Genomic DNA, 14,971 nt, shown 5'->3' with positions numbered 1-14,971 from the left:
GCCGACGTGTGGCTTCTGGCGCTGCTGCGCGCGTTGCCGCAGCGGCGCGCCGAATGGCTGACGGTCAGGCTTGCAGCGTCACCGGCGCGTTGTGTTTCCCTTAGGTCGACTCACTTGCGGGCGGCATGCGCGACAATAGCGCCTTGCTCTTAACCGCAGGGACGCCAGGTGATCGAGACAAACGCTGTGATCAATGCGGGCACACATGCCCCGGCAAACGCCGCCACTGACGCCACTAACGCCATCACGCAGGCCACGGACGCAACCCAGGCCATTCCATCGGACGGCATGATCCGTTGGGGAATCGTCGGTACGGGTCGCATTGCCCGCCGGTTCGCTCAAGGGCTCGCCTATGTGCACAACGCGCGTCTCACAGCGTTGTGGTCGCGCCGTGCCGGGCCGGCGCAGGCTTTCGCCGACGAATTCGGCGGCCGGCTCTGCGCGAGCTTCGATGCGCTGCTCGCCAGCGGAATCGACGCGCTCTATATCGCGACCGTTCAGGATAGTCACGCTGATTACGCCATCGCGGCACTGCAAGCCGGCCTGCACGTGCTGTGCGAAAAGCCCGCCGCGATCAACAGGCCGCAACTCGAGCGCATTCAGGACGCCGCGCGTCGCGAGAAACGCCTCTTCATGGAGGCGATGAAGCCACCGTTCTATCCGTTGTACAGAAAGTTGCAGGCGCATCTAAAAGACGATCCGATTGGCGAAGTCGGGCTCGTGCGGGCCGGCTGTTCAGTGCCGGGCGTGCCCGACGATCACCCTTCGCTGTCGTTCGAGCATGCGGGCGGCGCGCTGCTCGATATCGGCATCTACGAGATGTTTCTCGCCGTCGACTGGCTGGGCGCGCCGCTCGACGTGCAAACGCTCGGGCGCCTCGGTGCGACCGGCGTCGATACATTTGCGAGCCTGAACAGCCAGCATGAGCGCGGCATCGCACAACTCTTCTGCGGCCTCGATCTGCACGGCAAGGGCGACGCGTTGCTGATGGCGAAGAGCGGGCACGTGACGATTTACGAACCGTGGTGGAACCCGTCGCGTGCGACTATCCGCTACGCCGACGGTCGCGTGATCGAGCTCGACGAGCCGTTCGAAGGCGGCGGTCTGAACTACGAGACCGCGCATTTCTGCAAGCTGATCCGGGCGGGACAGATCGAGAGTCCGGTAATGCCGCACAGCAAGTCGTTGCAGATGATCGCAATGGCCGATGCGGCGCGCGCAGCCTTAGGGCTCAGATTTGCGGGCGAATGACGCCGGCTGCACGCTCAGTGCTCAGTGCCTGGAGGGCAAGGCGAGCCGCCGTTCATACCAGCGCTGCAGCAGTTCGAGTATCTGGCATAGCACCCAGTAGACTGCCGCCGCCGCAAGGTAGAGCGGCAATGGCTGATACGTCGATGCGATGATTTCCTGTGCGCTACGCAGCAGTTCGGTCACCGTAATCACGGAGACCAAAGAAGTGTCCTTGATGAGGCTGATCAAACTGTTCGACAGGCTCGGTACCGCAATGCGCAGGGCTTGCGGCGCGATCACATAGCGCAGCGTCTGGCGCCGCGAGAGTCCGAGACTGTAGGCGGCGAGCCATTGCCCCTGGTGAATGCTGAGGATTGCGCCGCGCATGCTTTCCGACAGATACGCGGCCACGTTTGCCGACAGCGCGATCACGCCGGCCGGCGTCGGGTCGAGCGAAATGCCGAAGCTCGGCAAGCCATAGTAGATCACGAAGATCTGCACGAGCAGCGGCGTGCCGCGCATCACGCTCACGTAAATGCGTGCAATCCAGTTCAATGTGCGGCTGTGGCTCACGCCCATCAACGCAAGCATGGCGCCGGCGATCAGTCCGAAGAACATCGACAGAACTGCGAACTTGACCGTGAGGACAGCGCCCTGCGCGAGCACAGGAAGCGATTGAACGAGCAGGGAAGTGGTGGACATGAGCGGTGCTCGGTTTGGCGCGCGAGACGCACATCGCCCGGGCTGGGCGCGTGCTGCAACAGTGCGAAGGGCGGCATTCCGGAGAAGCCGCCCTTCGTTTCATGCAGAGCCGGTTACTTGATCGGCTTGCTCACGTCGATGCCGAACCACTTGTCCGAGATCTTCGCGAACGTACCGTCCGCTTCGAGCTGCGTCATCGCGTCGTCGATTGCTTTGGCGAACTTCGGATTGTTCTTTTTGAACGGGATGCCCGACGGGTTGCCCGCGCCGACATTCGCGCCGGTGCGCAGCGGCAACTGCGAATTCTTCAACAGATACGCGAGCATCAGACGGTCGTTGAGCGCCGCGTCGAGACGGCCCGCTGCCAGATCGCGCAGATATTCGGGTGCGCCCGGGTAAGTTTTCACGTCGATGCCCGGCACCGACTTCGCCATGTCCATGTAGTTGGTGCCAAGGCCGACGCCGAGCTTCTTGCCCTTCAGATCGTCGAGCGACTTGAACTGACGCGTGTCGTCCTTACGCTGGATCAGCTGCGCGGCCGAGTACGTATAAGCGGGCGAGAAATCGAGCGCCTGCTTGCGCGCATCCGTAATCCCGACCTGGTTGACGATCACGTCGAACTTGCCGGCCTGAAGACCCGCAATGATGCCGCTCCATTCGGTCGTGACGAATTCCGGCTTCACGCCGAGCTTCGCCGCCACTGCTTTGGCGATGTCGACGTCATAGCCGACCAGTTCGCCCGACGGCGCTTTTGAATTGAACGGAGGGAAGGTGCCTTCGAGGCCGATGCGCAGCGTGCCGCGCTGCTTGACCTGATCCAGCAGGTCGTCGGCATGGGCCGTGACCGCGGTGAACGAAGCGCCGATCAGAGCGGCGACGAAAATTTTCTTCAACAACCCGAGTTGCATTGTGTTCCTTTTTGTTCGTATGTCGTTTTAGCGGACGAAAGCTTAACAAAGCAGACTGTCGAACGCTAAATATCGTTTGTTCATGCCTGTATTACCCGGCCGCCGCGGGCTTGGGTTCGCGTGCCTGCGTTCGCGTGCCTTGGGTCAGCGAAGCGCCTGCACGCATTCGGCGACGAGCGCCGGTCCCCGATAGATGAAGCCGGTATAAAGCTGAACGAGCGAGGCGCCGGCGGCGAGCTTCGCGCGCGCATCGTCGCCGGAAAAGATCCCGCCCACGCCGATGATCGGCACTGCCTCACCGACTTCGGCGCGCAGCTTGCGGATTACTTCGTTCGACGCGTCGAACACCGGCCTGCCCGACAGGCCGCCGGCTTCGTCGCCGTATTGCATGCCTGCGACGGCGGTGCGCGACAGCGTGGTGTTGGTCGCGATCACGCCTTCGAAGCGGTGGCGCAACAACGTGTCGGCGATGGACTTGATCTGCTCGTCGTCGAGATCGGGTGCGATCTTCAACGCGAGCGGTACCAGCTTGCCGTGCATGTCGGCGAGACGCTGCTGCTTGTCCTTGAGCGCCGCGAGCAGCGCGTCGAGTTCGCCCGCGCCTTGCAACTGGCGCAGGTTCTTCGTATTCGGCGACGAAATGTTGACCGTCACATAGCTCGCGAACGGATAGACGCGTTCGAGGCAATACAGGTAGTCTTCGGCGGCGCGTTCGATCGGTGTGTCGGCGTTCTTGCCGATGTTCAAGCCGAGAATGCCGCGATAGCGCGCGGCCTGCACGTTTTTCACGAACTGGTCGACGCCCGCGTTGTTAAAGCCCATGCGGTTGATCACGGCATTCGCCTCGGGCAGGCGGAACATGCGCGGCCGCGGATTGCCGGGCTGCGCGCGCGGCGTGACCGTGCCCACTTCGATGAAGCCGAAGCCGAGCGCGGCGAGCCCGTCGATCGACGCGCCGTCCTTGTCGAGCCCTGCTGCAAGCCCCACGGGATTGCGGAACGTCAGCCCCATCACCGTGCGCGGCGCGTCCGGCACGCGCGCGGCGAGCGCGCCGGCGAGGCCGGTGCGGCCCGCGGCGCCGAGCACACGCAAGGTCAGGTGATGAGCGTCTTCCGCGTCCATGCGAAAGAGTTGGGCGCGTATGAGCGGATAGAGGGAACTGAACACAGGACGGAGCCGGGCGGCCAAAAAATGGGAACCCGCTATTTTACCGGCTTTGCTGTGTCAATGAGATAAGGCGGGGCAGGCGTCGCGCTCGTTGCTTGTGTCCGCAGCGAAGCCCGCAGCTAAGCCCGCAGCTAAGTTGGCAGCTAAGTCCGCACCTAAGGCAGCAGCGGCCCGCGTTTGCCCCTCGACGCCGCGTCGACCTGCGGGAGATCTGCGCCTTCGGGATCGAGCACCCGCCATACGCCGTCAACCAGACCTTCGAGCGGCCGGAAGTTGGCCTTGTAGGCCATCTTCGGACTCTCGCGAATCCAGTACCCAAGGTACACATACGGCAACTTCAGGCTGCGCGCCTGCTCGATCTGCCAGTAGATGTTGTACGTGCCGAAGCTCGTATGCGGCAGTCCCGGCTCGAAGAACGTGTACACGGACGATAGCCCGTCGCCGAGAATGTCGATCATGCTGATCATGCGCAGAAGACCAGGCGATTCGGGGTTGTCCGGCAGCGGTTCCCGGAATTCGACGAGTCGCGAGTTGATCCGGCTTTGCAGCAGAAACTGTTCGTACTGGTCGCGGCTGTCGCGGTCCATGCCGCCGCCCGCATGTCGCGCCGACTGATAGCGCATATAGAGCGCGTAGTGTTCCTCGTCGTAGTGAAGCGGCGCGACCGTGGCGATCATGCCGCCATGCTTTTTCCAGACGCGCCGCTGTGTGCGGTTCGGCTCGAATCTGTCGACCGGCACGCGCACCGGCACGCATGCGCGGCAACCGTCGCAATAGGGCCGATAAGTGAACACGCCCGAACGCCGGAAGCCCGCCTTGACGAGGTCCGTGTAGACGTCCGAGTTGATCAGGTGACTGGGCGTCGCGACTTGCGAGCGCGCGATACGCCCGTCGAGATAACTGCAGGGATAGGGCGCCGTTGCATAAAATTGCAGCGCCGAAAGCGGAGAAAGAGGCAGCTCGTTAGGATGAGTCACGTTGGCAGCTCTCGAAGCATCTCTGGTAATGCAAACCCGGCGTGCGTTGCAACTTGTCTTGCAGATCTCTTGCAAAGCGTGTTGCAGTTCATTGTGCGGCTCATGGTGCAGCACGTGATCCGCGCGTTTCGTTGAACGGATCCGGATTCGGCCTGATTCTTCCTACGCCGCTCGCGCGAGCACATCGAGCAACACGGTCTTGTCGAAGCGCCAGGGAATGCGCGGTGCGTCGACAGACGCGCGAACATGAGCGATGAATGCCTTGCGCGCTATCTCGCGACCGCCGAGCGACGCCAGATGCGACGTGTTCTGCTGGCAGTCTATCATTTCTATTTCGTGACGGCGCAAGTGCCCGACGAGCGCGGCCAGCGCCACTTTCGAGGCGTCCGTGACGTTGGCGAACATGGATTCGCCGAAGAACATCTTGCCGAACGAGACGCCGTACAAGCCGCCCACGCGCTCGCCTTCGAACCATGTTTCGATGCTGTGCGCGTCTCCCACGCGATGCAGCGACGAATAGGCTTCCACTACGTCCGCAGTTATCCAGGTGCCGCGCTGGCCACGCCGCGGCGCCTCCGCGCAGGCGCGCATCACGGCAGCGAAATCCTGGTCGACGCGAATTTCCCACGCGTCGTCGCGCAGCACGCGCTTGAGCGTTTTACGCAGCGATGGCGATATCTTGAATTCGGCCGGGCGCAGGACCATGCGGGGGTCGGGGCTCCACCACAACACGGGCTGGCCGTCCGAATACCACGGAAAGATGCCGTGACGGTACGCGTCGATCAGGCGTGACGGCAGCAGATCGCCGCTTGCGGCAAGCAGGCCCGGAGCGCCGCTTGCCGCGCCGAGCGCGCGCTCGACGGGCGGAAACGGATCGTCGGGTCCGAGCCAGGGAACCATGCGCGCCGCTCAGCCTTCGCGCAGCGAGCGGAAGATGTCGCCCGTATGCAGGCCGAAGCTGCCGGCCGCGCGGTCGGCGAAAAAGAAGCGCAGCGTTTGTCCGACAGTGGGAAATGCAATCTCGTCCCACGGAATGTCGCGTTCCTCGAAGAGCTTGACTTCGAGACTCTCCTCGCCCGCGGCAATGTCCAGATCGAGCAGGCGCGCCATGTAGAAAAGATGCACCTGATGCACATGCGGCACGTTCAGCAGCGAGAAGAGGCTCTGTACCTCGACGCGCGCGCCGGCTTCTTCGAGCGTTTCGCGCGAAGCGGCTTCCGCCGTTGTCTCGCCCATTTCCATGAAGCCTGCAGGCAGCGTCCAGTAGCCGTAGCGCGGTTCGATCGCGCGGCGGCATAGCAGCACCTTGTCGTCCCAGACCGGAACGGTGCCGACGACGTTGCGCGGATTCTGATAGTGCACCGTGCCGCAACTGCCGCATACGAAGCGCTCGCGGTTGTCGCCCGGCGGAATGCTCAGGCTGACGCCGTGGCCGCAGACAGAACAGAATTTCATAGGAAGGGCACGAGAAAGAGTGCTAGGAGTTTATCACTGGGGCGGCGTTTTACCGTGCGCAGAGATGGTGACGCGTGATGAGGGCGGCGCCGGCGAGCGGGCGGGGCGAGGAGGCATGCGTGCGCTTATGCGCGGCGTATCCGTGTGCTTGATCACGCAGATCATCGAGCGTCCATCGGGCATTGACCCATGCCAGAGATATCGACTCGAAAAAACGGCCGCGCAAAACAAAAAAGGCCTGCCGGTTTGGCAAGCCTTCAATGTTGTTTTCGACGTTCCAGCTTTTGGTTGCGGGGGTAGGATTTGAACCTACGACCTTCGGGTTATGAGCCCGACGAGCTGCCAGACTGCTCCACCCCGCGTCCGTCGAAGAAAAGATTATAGACCAGATCAGAGGACGATGCAATAGTCGATGCAATAGTCGTTTAACAGGCGGCTTCCCGCTTGCAGCTCCCCGGCAATCACTCGCATTCATCGTGCGCCTTTAAGCGAAACGTCGCGCGATGCGTGGGCGGCGTCGCATCGCGCCAGGCCGCTGCAAGACGCTGCGCTAGAATCGGAATTTCCCGGCGCGCCGTCATGTCGTTTGCGCGAGACTCACGACGAATGAGACTCACGACGAATTCACACCGAGTCGGTCGCGAATGCACGACGGCGAGCCCGCACTCACACTTGCTCCTGGAACTTCATGGACATCGCTCACGACCTGCAGATCATTGCCGCTCAGGAACACGCGCTCGTGTTCCCCCAATTCGATGCTGACCGCGCATGGCAAATCGGCGCCTATCTGCATGAAGTCGCGAAAGCGCGCGGCATTCCTGCCGCCATCGACGTGCGCACGTTCGGTCAGCCTCTGTTCTTCAGCCTGCTCGACGGCGCGACGCCGGACAATGTCGATTGGGCGCGCCGCAAGGGCAACACGGTCGCGCATTTCCGGCGCAGCTCGTATGCGATCGGTCTGAAAATGCAGCAGGCCGGCAGCACGCTCGCGGACAAGCACGGTCTGCCCGCCACCGAATATGCGTCGCACGGCGGCGCGTTTCCGTTGACGGTCGCGGGCTCGGGCGTGATCGGTTCGGTCACGGTGTCCGGCTTGCCCCAGCGTGCCGATCATGAGTTCGTAGTGGAAGCCCTTTGCGCGCACCTCGGTCACGACTACAGCAAGCTCGCGCTTGCAAAGGTCTGAGCCGATGCGGCTGCCGCCTTATGCATTGCTTGGTATCGCGATCGTGGCCGAGGTGATTGCCACTTCCGCCATGCGAGCGTCGGACGGTTTCTCGCGGCTCGTGCCGTCGGCGGTGGTGGTACTCGGCTACGGAGTCGCCTTCTACTGCCTGTCGCTAACACTCAGGAGCATTCCGGTCGGCATCGTCTACGCCGTGTGGTCGGGCGCGGGCATCGTGCTGATCACGCTAGTTGCGCTGCTGCTCTATGGGCAGGTGCCCGACGTGCCGGCCGTCATCGGGCTCGGGCTGATCATTGCCGGAGTTACCGTGCTGAACATGTTCTCGAAGATGCAGGCACATTGAAGCGCGCGCCCGAGTCACCGCGAAGGCTCTGGCTGGATCCGTTGTACATGCGATCGAGCTTTGCCGGGGCTTGCCGGTGACGTCGGCTCCTGTCGGTTCCTACTTGCAGCGCACGATCATCGAGCGGTTTTTGACGTTGGCCGACACGACGTTCGTCACGCTGCCGCCCGCGGTCCCGCCTTCGTCGTTGTCTTTCGACACGATGTCATAGCCGGTCGCGCCGCACGCCTTGCCCGCCTGCACATAGCACGAGGCCCAGCTCGAACCGGCGTCGGCGCCGCTGCAATTGACCGCGAAGCCGGTCTGGCCGTTCGGCAGATTGATGAGGGACGTCGTGTTCGACGACGCACACCCCGCCAGGCCCGCGCCCAGCGCAACTGCCGCTGGGAATGCAAGAAGGAGGGACGTGTGGCGCAGCAGAGCCCGCGCGTTGCCACGCGGCGAATGACTTCGGCCCGGCCGTTGCGTCATGAAATGCATCGTGATTGTTTCCTTTGATCGGTTGGCTTGCCAAGCGCAGGCGCAAGCTCAGGGCGTTTCGACAGTAATGCCCGCCGCGCTGACGAGACGGCGGCTTTCGGCGCCGCTTTCAGTGGCCGCGTCTTCCCAGATGCTGATGGCTTTCGCGATGTCGATATCATGGCTTTCGGCATACGCAAACCATTTGTTCGCCGCATCCGGCTCGGGCAGTTCGTGATCGTGCAGAAAATATTTTCCCATATTGCGCTCGCTGAACTCGAAATGGAGGCACTGCAACAGCACGGAACGTGCCGTAAAGTCGGTTCGACCTCGACGGATCCGACAAGTGCAACCGTGAAAACGTACAGAACTTATTCGATCGCCGCGCGCCTTACCTGATCTATCGCAACGAGGAGAACGAACATGGCTGAACGGGTCAGCGGCCCTTACCGCGGCTACTACATCAGTGCCGCCGCGCGCCTCGTGCCGGCGTCCAGCGACCAGGGCACCGACAGCACCGACGGCACCGCCGGCACCTACGTCGGCTCGGTCAGCCTGGCCCAGCTTGGTCCGGACGATGCACACCGGATCGAGACACTACTGGATCTCGGCGATCAGCAACGGTTCGGCAGCGAAGAAGAGGCGCTCGCCTACGTTGAACAGGCCGCGCGCAATTACGTCGACCGTCTGCTGGGAGGCCAGTCATGACCGGCGAACGTCTGCTTCGAGGTAGGTCATGAGGGCACCTGACGAGCGAGCCCGCGCGCGAACTCATGCCGACGCATCTCGCGATTCCGGCCCCTCGGCGGGGTGGACCTCGGTCCGGCCGCGCGAGTACCATATTCAGGTCGTCCGGGGCCGGCCGGTTCTCGCGGGCTCCGGTTGTGTGCCGGATACTTCTGATGAGGCGACCATGGAAATCAGGTTTCCCGAGGGCGCGCCAGCCTACCGCGATTCCAATCTGACCGTTGTCTTTCCCGCGCTGGTGGACGGTGAGCCCGTACCGTGCGCAATCTCTGTCGAGGCGCTCGAAGACCACTTCGGCGCACATTCCGAAGACCTGGAAGGCTGGATGCGCGCGTTCGACGCCGGACGCCCGCGCATAGAAGCCGTGGCGCGCGAGCACTTGCAGATCAGTAACGGCACGCCTGTGCTGCTCAAGAGCGGGCACTTTCCGCCTGGGAACGCGGCTCGCTAGGCTGAGCAGAACCGAGCGCGGCGGCCATGCACTGGCGGATGCCTTCCTCGTAAGACGTCTTCGCGATCGGACCGATCAGCTTTGTCAACGCAGAGTCGTCGAGCACGATCGGTTCGGTCATCAGGTAATTCATCTCGACCAGCTCACGCATCAGCGGATTGAAGAGGCCGAGCACGCGCAGCATCGTCTTTCCGGCCACCATCAGCCTCGGCTGGCCGCCTGCCAGTGCATAAGCCTGTCGTGCCACTTCCCGCTGCGTGATGGTGCCCGCGCCGGCAAGGTGCCACCAGCGCCCATACGCTTCGGGCGTGCGCGTAAGCGTCTCGACCACGGTTCCGATATCCGGCAGATAAATGAATTCGTGTGGCACATCGACGGGACCGATCATCTGCGCGCGCTTTCCATTTGCGGCAGCTTCGAATACGCCGTTGAGCAGACTGCGCTCGATGCCCGGGCCGTAGAAATCCGGTAGCCGCAGAACCAGCGTCGACAGTCCGTTCTTTCCGTGCGCCTGCAACACCAGATTTTCCTGGGCGAGCCGCATTTTTCCTTTGAACGTGTGCGGCTCGCGAGGATGGTCCTCAGCGATCGGATTGCTGACCGCACGACCGTAGGGATAGACGGTGCCGATCAGAATGAAGCGTTCCACGCCCGCTGCCGTGATGCCTGCGAGCGTTTTCTGCATTAGCGGCGGGTGCTCGGCGAAGCGGTCGTAGGGCACGCCGACCAGATAGACGACGCTCTGCAGCCCCTCTGCCGCGGCGCTGATAGAAGCCGGATCGTCCGGATTCCACGTGACGATCTCCGCGTGCGGATCGTGGCCGAAAGCGGCGACCAGCGCTTCCCGCGACCTGCCGACGACGCGGTAGTCGCGGCCCGCCGCGCCAAGCGATGCCGCGATGATCCGGCCGGCGGCGCCGGCAGCTCCGAACAGGCCGACCTTTCCTTCGTTGTGCATGACGGTACCTTCCAGGTGACGCGGCGCGCCTCGATGCACGCCAGCTGTTGATTGGTCAATGTTTTGTGAACAGTGTTCAGTGAACGGTGTTCAGTTTAATTTGACTTTTCAGTTTGTCAACTGGAAAATGCCTCGCATGGGAATCGCTGAAAGAAAGAATCGGGAGAAGCAGGCGTTGCGGGAACGCATCCTTGCAGCCGCACGACATATCGTGATGCGTGAAGGCTTTGCCGCGCTCTCAATGCGGAAGATCGCCGAAGCGATCGAGTATTCGCCCGCTGCGCTGTATTTGCACTTCGCGAGCCGAGACGAGATCGCCCGGGCGCTGTGCGCGGAAGGCTATGCACAGTTGCTGCAGACCTTCGAGCCGCTCGCGGGCATTGCCGACCCGGCTGAACGGCTCAAGGGAATGGGGCGGGCTTATGTTGCCTTTGGCGTCGCTCATCGGGAAACGTATCGGTTGATCTTCATGGAAGATCCAAGCTATACCGGCGCGGCGCTCGGTGCGAAGGCGGCCGCCGCGGTGTCCAGCCCGTTGAAGTCCGCCCCGGCAATTGGGAGCGAGGCGCAAACGCGGGTTCAGGCGGAGCAGACCGGCACGGAAGACGATCCGGGCGCGGCCGCCTTGCAATTCATGATTTCCGCACTCGACGAGCTGAAAGCGGCGGGGCGCCTTGCTGCATCGGTGGATCCGAGGGTCTGGGCCGACGCTTTCTGGGCCACGTTGCATGGCATCGTCGCGCTCCATCTGACGTGCCCGGTTTTTCCGTCGGCGCCACTCGACACCGTTGTGGGAATCGCAATGGACACCTGGCTTGGGGCGGGCGGTGTCGCTGCGGATGCAGATCCAGTTGGCATCGCAGGCTCGAACGCTAACGGGGCGGTCTCGCGCAGGAAGAGGGCCGGTGCCGCGGGCGCGCAAAGCTCTTCGCAAGACAATGCGCCAGTCGAGGCGCAAGCAGAGGCGCCATCCGAGGTGCAAGATGGCCCGGGCGCGGAACCCGCAGCTACGCGGCGCCGCGCAACGAAGAAGGCGCGTTAGGCAACGAGTCACCGCCTACCTTGGCGGCGTTCCCACCCGAAGTCGCGCAAGGCTGCGCCTTGCACCCCAAACCGACCCCGAGTCGCGGGCCGTGATAACGTTGGGTTTCCACGTCTTTGCGCCGCCGTGCGTTGTCTTTCATGTCTCTTTCCGCCTCGCCCGAAGCTAGCGACGAAGTCGCGACTTACGTAGCCAACTGCATTGGTTTCATCGAGCTTGAAAGGCCGAAGGCGCTGAACGCGCTGTCGCTCGGCATGATCCGAGCGATCCACGCCGCGCTCGACGACTGGCGCGAAAATCCCGATGTGCTTGCGGTCGTCGTGCGCAGCCAGCATCCTCGCGCGTTCTGCGCGGGCGGCGATATCCGCTTCCTCTACGAGTCGGCGAAGCGTGGCGAACACGAAGCGCGCGACGCGTTTTTCATCGAGGAATACCGGCTCAATCACGCAATCTTCACTTACCCGAAGCCCTACATCGCATTGACGAACGGCGTGGTGATGGGCGGCGGCATGGGCATCTCGCAGGGCGCGCATCGTACCGGCGGCCTGCGCGTCGTTACCCAGTCGACAAAAATGGCGATGCCGGAAACGCGCATCGGCCTTTTCCCCGATGTCGGCGCTAGCTGGTTTCTCGCGCGCACGCCCGGCGCGATCGGCCGCTATCTCGCGGTGACCGGCGAAGCGATAGGCGCTGCCGACGCGTTGTACGCCGGCCTCGCCGATCTCTATATCGACGATGCCGCGCTGCCCGCGCTCATCGACATCTTGCGCAGCGAACTGTTCGAGCGCGGCGCGGACGTCGTTGCGTGCGTCGAGCGGGAAAGCCGCGCTTATCAGGTCGCGCCGCAGCCGGAGCAGTCGCCGCTTGCCCGCGCGCGGCGCTTGATCGACCGGCATTTTGCGCTTCCCGACGTGCCGCGCATTCTCACCTCGCTTCAGCAGAAGTGCGATCGCGATACCGCCGATTGGGCCGAGCAGACCATTGCCGTGTTGCGGGAGCGCTCACCGCTTTCCATGGCCGTTTCGCTGGAGGTGGTGACGCGCGCGGAAGGCTCGATGGCCGAAGTGCTGCGCGGCGATCTCGATCTCACGCGTTCGAGTTTCCTGCAAGGCGACGCGGTGGAAGGGATTCGCGCGCGCATTATCGACAAGGACAACGCACCGCACTGGCGCTTCGCGCGCATTGAGGACGTGAGCGCCGCCGATGTCGCGAAAATGTTCGAAAGCCCGTGGCCGGCCAACGAACATCCGTTGCGGGATCTGCACGGTTAAGGCGCGGGCGGACGCGACGAACCGCCCTGGCCGACTCAATCCGCCTCTTCGCTCGCCATGAAGGCGCGCATGAAGACGAGCGCGCCCCAGCCCCACATTGCGTTCGCCGCGAAGCCCATGGCGAGGCGCGGCAGCATGTTGCCGCTTGGCCAGATCCCGCGCAGCGGATCCACGACGAACACGCTTGCCGCCGTCAACACGATGCCGCCGAACACGAACGCGGGCAGCCACGGCGCGCGTCGCTCGGGAGCCACGCGCAAGAGCCACGCCATGAGTACGGCCCAGAACGCGCTCCAGATTGCGTTAGCAATGAACTCGGGCAGGCCGAGCGGTAGAAACGGGGCAGTCGAAAAACCGCTTTTGTCGATAACACCGGCTGCATTCAGCAGCGCCAGCGTCGATTCATGGAAGAACAGAGAAGCCAGAAAACCGGCGACGAACGGCAGGATGAGTTTTTGCATGCATTGCACCGCCAGGGTACAGGCGCGTGGTTCGCGTTGCCCGCACCGGATTATTGGAAACGTGCGCCATTATAGCCAGCGGTGACGGCTTTTCCGGTTGCGCGAAGCGTCGCGTTCGTATGCTTTAGCGTCGGGCTAATCACGGAAGTGGAAAACCTAAGCTCAAAAAAATCGTTCAAAAGCCGCGCTCCGCTCCATAGACTCTTTCTCCATGTAGACGGCGCTTGCCGCCGTCGCCCTTAGCGTCGACACCGCATCTTCCGTTCTTTAGCGATGCATCGCCCGGCTCATCTCCGATGACCGGCTGTATGCGCGCGGCCCGCGCCTGCGCCGGTGTCTGGTTTCGCCCTGGCGTTTAGCGCGCGGCATGCACCGTCTTTATTCAATCCAGTTTTGAATTCGCAGGGAGCAGTAAATGAATGTGTTCTGGTTCATTCCGACTCATGGCGACAGCCGCTATCTCGGTACGTCGCAAGGCGCGCGTGCAGCCGATTACGACTACTTCCAGCAGATCGCCGTCGCCGCCGATACGCTCGGCTACGAGGGCGTGCTGCTGCCGACCGGCCGTTCGTGCGAGGACGCATGGGTCGTTGCATCGAGCCTCATCGCCGCGACGAAGCGCCTGAAGTTTCTCGTCGCGATCCGGCCGGGCATTTCGTCGCCGGGTCTTGCGGCACGCATGGCGGCCACGTTCGACCGTCTGTCGAACGGGCGCCTGCTGATCAATGTGGTGACGGGGGGCGACGCGGCCGAGCTCGAGGGCGATGGTGTGTTCGTCGATCACGACACGCGCTACGAGATCACCGATGAATTCCTGCACATCTGGCGCAAGCTGCTGAGCGCCGCGCATACGAACGACGCGATCGACTTCGACGGCAAGCATCTGAAGTCGAAGGGCGGCAAGGCCTTGTATCCGCCGGTGCAGAAGCCGCATCCGCCGCTGTGGTTCGGCGGTTCGTCGCCCGCCGCGCACGACATGGCGGGCGAGCATATCGACACCTATCTGACCTGGGGCGAGCCGCCCGCCGCGGTTGCAAGGAAGATCGCCGATATTCGGGCCCGCGCCGCCGCGCACGGCCGCACGATCCGGTTCGGCATTCGCCTGCACGTGATCGTGCGCGAGACCGAAGAAGAAGCATGGGCCGCAGCCGACAAGCTGATCAGCAAGCTGGACGACGAAACCATCGCGCGTGCGCAAGCATCGTTTTCGAAGATGGATTCCGAAGGCCAGCGCCGCATGGCCGCGCTGCACGGCGGCAAACGGGGCGGGCGCGCCGAGCTCGAGGTCTATCCGAATCTGTGGGCCGGCGTGGGTCTCGTGCGAGGCGGCGCGGGCACCGCGCTCGTCGGCAACCCGGAGCAGGTGGCAGCGCGCATGAAGGAGTACGCGGACCTCGGTATCCAGACGTTCATCCTGTCCGGCTATCCGCATCTCGAAGAGTCGTATCGTTTTGCCGAACTCGTGTTCCCGCTGCTGCCGAACCGGCAGAGCAAGACTTCGGACGGGCCGTTGTCGGGACCCTTCGGCGAGATTGTCGGCAACAACTATTTGCCGAAGGCGGCGAGCGCGAGCTGAGCGTCGCCCGCATCGGTACGGCATCTTCGACACGCAAT

At 63.2% G+C, this 14,971-nt stretch carries 18 protein-coding genes and 1 tRNA gene; 8 read left to right on the top strand and 11 right to left on the bottom strand.

Annotated features, from left to right (window positions below; translation table 11 throughout):
- Window positions 1-288: 288 nt before the first annotated feature.
- Window positions 289-1,251, top strand: a complete 963-nt coding sequence (locus tag ACTJLB_RS21740; protein ID WP_440784498.1) for a Gfo/Idh/MocA family protein — start codon at window positions 289-291, stop codon at window positions 1,249-1,251.
- Window positions 1,252-1,272: 21 nt separating this feature from the next.
- Here the strand turns inward: ACTJLB_RS21740 and ACTJLB_RS21735 are convergent, their stop codons facing one another.
- From ACTJLB_RS21735 to ACTJLB_RS21705, 7 genes are all read right to left on the bottom strand, one after another.
- Window positions 1,273-1,932 (bottom strand): amino acid ABC transporter permease, encoded by a 660-nt coding sequence (locus tag ACTJLB_RS21735; RefSeq protein ID WP_440784415.1) that lies wholly within the window; start codon window positions 1,930-1,932, stop codon window positions 1,273-1,275.
- A gap of 113 nt (window positions 1,933-2,045) precedes the next feature.
- The gene (locus ACTJLB_RS21730) at window positions 2,046-2,840 is read right to left on the bottom strand and encodes a cystine ABC transporter substrate-binding protein (RefSeq protein WP_020065762.1); all 795 of its coding nucleotides are present in this window, start codon (window positions 2,838-2,840) and stop codon (window positions 2,046-2,048) included.
- A 144-nt stretch (window positions 2,841-2,984) separates the two neighbouring features.
- Complete coding sequence (locus tag ACTJLB_RS21725; protein WP_088174610.1) at window positions 2,985-4,007, bottom strand: quinone-dependent dihydroorotate dehydrogenase; 1,023 nt, start codon at window positions 4,005-4,007, stop codon at window positions 2,985-2,987.
- A gap of 155 nt (window positions 4,008-4,162) precedes the next feature.
- Window positions 4,163-4,984 (bottom strand): arginyltransferase, encoded by an 822-nt coding sequence (locus tag ACTJLB_RS21720; RefSeq protein WP_214875457.1) that lies wholly within the window; start codon window positions 4,982-4,984, stop codon window positions 4,163-4,165.
- A 162-nt stretch (window positions 4,985-5,146) separates the two neighbouring features.
- On the bottom strand, window positions 5,147-5,884 hold the full coding sequence (gene aat, locus ACTJLB_RS21715) for a leucyl/phenylalanyl-tRNA--protein transferase (RefSeq protein ID WP_440784414.1): 738 nt from the start codon (window positions 5,882-5,884) through the stop codon (window positions 5,147-5,149).
- 9 nt (window positions 5,885-5,893) lie between these two features.
- A complete protein-coding gene (locus ACTJLB_RS21710; RefSeq protein WP_013339039.1) occupies window positions 5,894-6,439 on the bottom strand; it encodes an NUDIX hydrolase in 546 nt (181 codons plus the stop codon).
- Between the two features lie 285 nt (window positions 6,440-6,724).
- Window positions 6,725-6,801, bottom strand: a tRNA-Met gene (locus tag ACTJLB_RS21705).
- Window positions 6,802-7,127: 326 nt separating this feature from the next.
- On the opposite strand from ACTJLB_RS21705, the gene ACTJLB_RS21700 reads away from it, so the two are divergent.
- Window positions 7,128-7,625, top strand: a complete 498-nt coding sequence (locus tag ACTJLB_RS21700) for a heme-degrading domain-containing protein (RefSeq protein WP_310354953.1) — start codon at window positions 7,128-7,130, stop codon at window positions 7,623-7,625.
- A 4-nt stretch (window positions 7,626-7,629) separates the two neighbouring features.
- Window positions 7,630-7,968, top strand: coding sequence for a DMT family transporter (locus ACTJLB_RS21695; RefSeq protein ID WP_087750944.1), 339 nt, complete (start codon window positions 7,630-7,632; stop codon window positions 7,966-7,968).
- A 99-nt stretch (window positions 7,969-8,067) separates the two neighbouring features.
- Here the strand turns inward: ACTJLB_RS21695 and ACTJLB_RS21690 are convergent, their stop codons facing one another.
- Both ACTJLB_RS21690 and ACTJLB_RS21685 read right to left on the bottom strand, forming a co-directional pair.
- Window positions 8,068-8,448 carry a hypothetical protein gene (locus tag ACTJLB_RS21690; RefSeq protein WP_440784413.1) on the bottom strand — a complete coding sequence of 127 codons (381 nt, stop codon included), beginning with the start codon at window positions 8,446-8,448 and terminating at the stop codon, window positions 8,068-8,070.
- A gap of 48 nt (window positions 8,449-8,496) precedes the next feature.
- Window positions 8,497-8,688 carry a hypothetical protein gene (locus tag ACTJLB_RS21685; RefSeq protein WP_027775212.1) on the bottom strand — a complete coding sequence of 64 codons (192 nt, stop codon included), beginning with the start codon at window positions 8,686-8,688 and terminating at the stop codon, window positions 8,497-8,499.
- 162 nt (window positions 8,689-8,850) lie between these two features.
- Between ACTJLB_RS21685 and ACTJLB_RS21680 the strand changes: the two genes are divergently transcribed.
- Entirely contained in the window at window positions 8,851-9,135 is a 285-nt protein-coding gene (locus tag ACTJLB_RS21680; RefSeq protein WP_131320575.1) for a hypothetical protein, read from the top strand.
- Window positions 9,136-9,340: 205 nt separating this feature from the next.
- Window positions 9,341-9,625, top strand: coding sequence for a DUF1488 domain-containing protein (locus ACTJLB_RS21675; protein WP_020065774.1), 285 nt, complete (start codon window positions 9,341-9,343; stop codon window positions 9,623-9,625).
- Here the strand turns inward: ACTJLB_RS21675 and ACTJLB_RS21670 are convergent.
- Window positions 9,585-10,583, bottom strand: a complete 999-nt coding sequence (locus tag ACTJLB_RS21670; protein ID WP_440784412.1) for an NAD-dependent epimerase/dehydratase family protein — start codon at window positions 10,581-10,583, stop codon at window positions 9,585-9,587. The genes ACTJLB_RS21675 and ACTJLB_RS21670 overlap by 41 nt on opposite strands.
- Window positions 10,584-10,719: 136 nt before the next feature.
- Here ACTJLB_RS21670 and ACTJLB_RS21665 point away from each other — a divergent pair, with 136 nt between their 5' ends.
- Complete coding sequence (locus tag ACTJLB_RS21665) at window positions 10,720-11,625, top strand: TetR/AcrR family transcriptional regulator (protein WP_440784411.1); 906 nt, start codon at window positions 10,720-10,722, stop codon at window positions 11,623-11,625.
- Between the two features lie 140 nt (window positions 11,626-11,765).
- Complete coding sequence (locus tag ACTJLB_RS21660) at window positions 11,766-12,896, top strand: enoyl-CoA hydratase/isomerase family protein (RefSeq protein WP_310354962.1); 1,131 nt, start codon at window positions 11,766-11,768, stop codon at window positions 12,894-12,896.
- A 35-nt stretch (window positions 12,897-12,931) separates the two neighbouring features.
- Here ACTJLB_RS21660 and ACTJLB_RS21655 read toward each other — a convergent pair whose 3' ends face one another.
- Window positions 12,932-13,357, bottom strand: a complete 426-nt coding sequence (locus tag ACTJLB_RS21655; protein WP_087750950.1) for a hypothetical protein — start codon at window positions 13,355-13,357, stop codon at window positions 12,932-12,934.
- Between the two features lie 415 nt (window positions 13,358-13,772).
- Between ACTJLB_RS21655 and ssuD the strand changes: the two genes are divergently transcribed.
- The gene (gene ssuD, locus ACTJLB_RS21650; protein ID WP_440784410.1) at window positions 13,773-14,933 is read left to right on the top strand and encodes an FMNH2-dependent alkanesulfonate monooxygenase; all 1,161 of its coding nucleotides are present in this window, start codon (window positions 13,773-13,775) and stop codon (window positions 14,931-14,933) included.
- Window positions 14,934-14,971: the final 38 nt, after the last annotated feature.

Origin of the sequence: Paraburkholderia sp. 22098, from assembly GCF_052045935.1 — a bacterium.
GTDB classification, from domain to species: Bacteria; Pseudomonadota; Gammaproteobacteria; order Burkholderiales; family Burkholderiaceae; genus Paraburkholderia; species Paraburkholderia caledonica.
The sequence above is the reverse complement of the archived record's forward strand: the minus strand, read 5'-3'. Positions and strand labels throughout refer to the sequence as shown.

Excerpts from the sequence above, each read along its gene's own strand:
- ACTJLB_RS21740 (WP_440784498.1), top strand. The coding sequence starts at position 289 with ATGATCCGTTGGGGAATCGTCGGTACGGGTCGCATTGCCCGCCGGTTC.
- ACTJLB_RS21735 (WP_440784415.1), bottom strand. The coding sequence starts at position 1,932 with ATGTCCACCACTTCCCTGCTCGTTCAATCGCTTCCTGTGCTCGCGCAG.
- ACTJLB_RS21730 (WP_020065762.1), bottom strand. The coding sequence starts at position 2,840 with ATGCAACTCGGGTTGTTGAAGAAAATTTTCGTCGCCGCTCTGATCGGC.
- aat (WP_440784414.1), bottom strand. The coding sequence starts at position 5,884 with ATGGTTCCCTGGCTCGGACCCGACGATCCGTTTCCGCCCGTCGAGCGC.
- ACTJLB_RS21710 (WP_013339039.1), bottom strand. The coding sequence starts at position 6,439 with ATGAAATTCTGTTCTGTCTGCGGCCACGGCGTCAGCCTGAGCATTCCG.
- ACTJLB_RS21700 (WP_310354953.1), top strand. The coding sequence starts at position 7,128 with ATGGACATCGCTCACGACCTGCAGATCATTGCCGCTCAGGAACACGCG.
- ACTJLB_RS21695 (WP_087750944.1), top strand. The coding sequence starts at position 7,630 with ATGCGGCTGCCGCCTTATGCATTGCTTGGTATCGCGATCGTGGCCGAG.
- ACTJLB_RS21690 (WP_440784413.1), bottom strand. The coding sequence starts at position 8,448 with ATGCATTTCATGACGCAACGGCCGGGCCGAAGTCATTCGCCGCGTGGC.
- ACTJLB_RS21685 (WP_027775212.1), bottom strand. The coding sequence starts at position 8,688 with ATGGGAAAATATTTTCTGCACGATCACGAACTGCCCGAGCCGGATGCG.
- ACTJLB_RS21680 (WP_131320575.1), top strand. The coding sequence starts at position 8,851 with ATGGCTGAACGGGTCAGCGGCCCTTACCGCGGCTACTACATCAGTGCC.
- ACTJLB_RS21675 (WP_020065774.1), top strand. The coding sequence starts at position 9,341 with ATGGAAATCAGGTTTCCCGAGGGCGCGCCAGCCTACCGCGATTCCAAT.
- ACTJLB_RS21670 (WP_440784412.1), bottom strand. The coding sequence starts at position 10,583 with ATGCACAACGAAGGAAAGGTCGGCCTGTTCGGAGCTGCCGGCGCCGCC.
- ACTJLB_RS21665 (WP_440784411.1), top strand. The coding sequence starts at position 10,720 with ATGGGAATCGCTGAAAGAAAGAATCGGGAGAAGCAGGCGTTGCGGGAA.
- ACTJLB_RS21660 (WP_310354962.1), top strand. The coding sequence starts at position 11,766 with ATGTCTCTTTCCGCCTCGCCCGAAGCTAGCGACGAAGTCGCGACTTAC.
- ACTJLB_RS21655 (WP_087750950.1), bottom strand. The coding sequence starts at position 13,357 with ATGCAAAAACTCATCCTGCCGTTCGTCGCCGGTTTTCTGGCTTCTCTG.
- ssuD (WP_440784410.1), top strand. The coding sequence starts at position 13,773 with ATGAATGTGTTCTGGTTCATTCCGACTCATGGCGACAGCCGCTATCTC.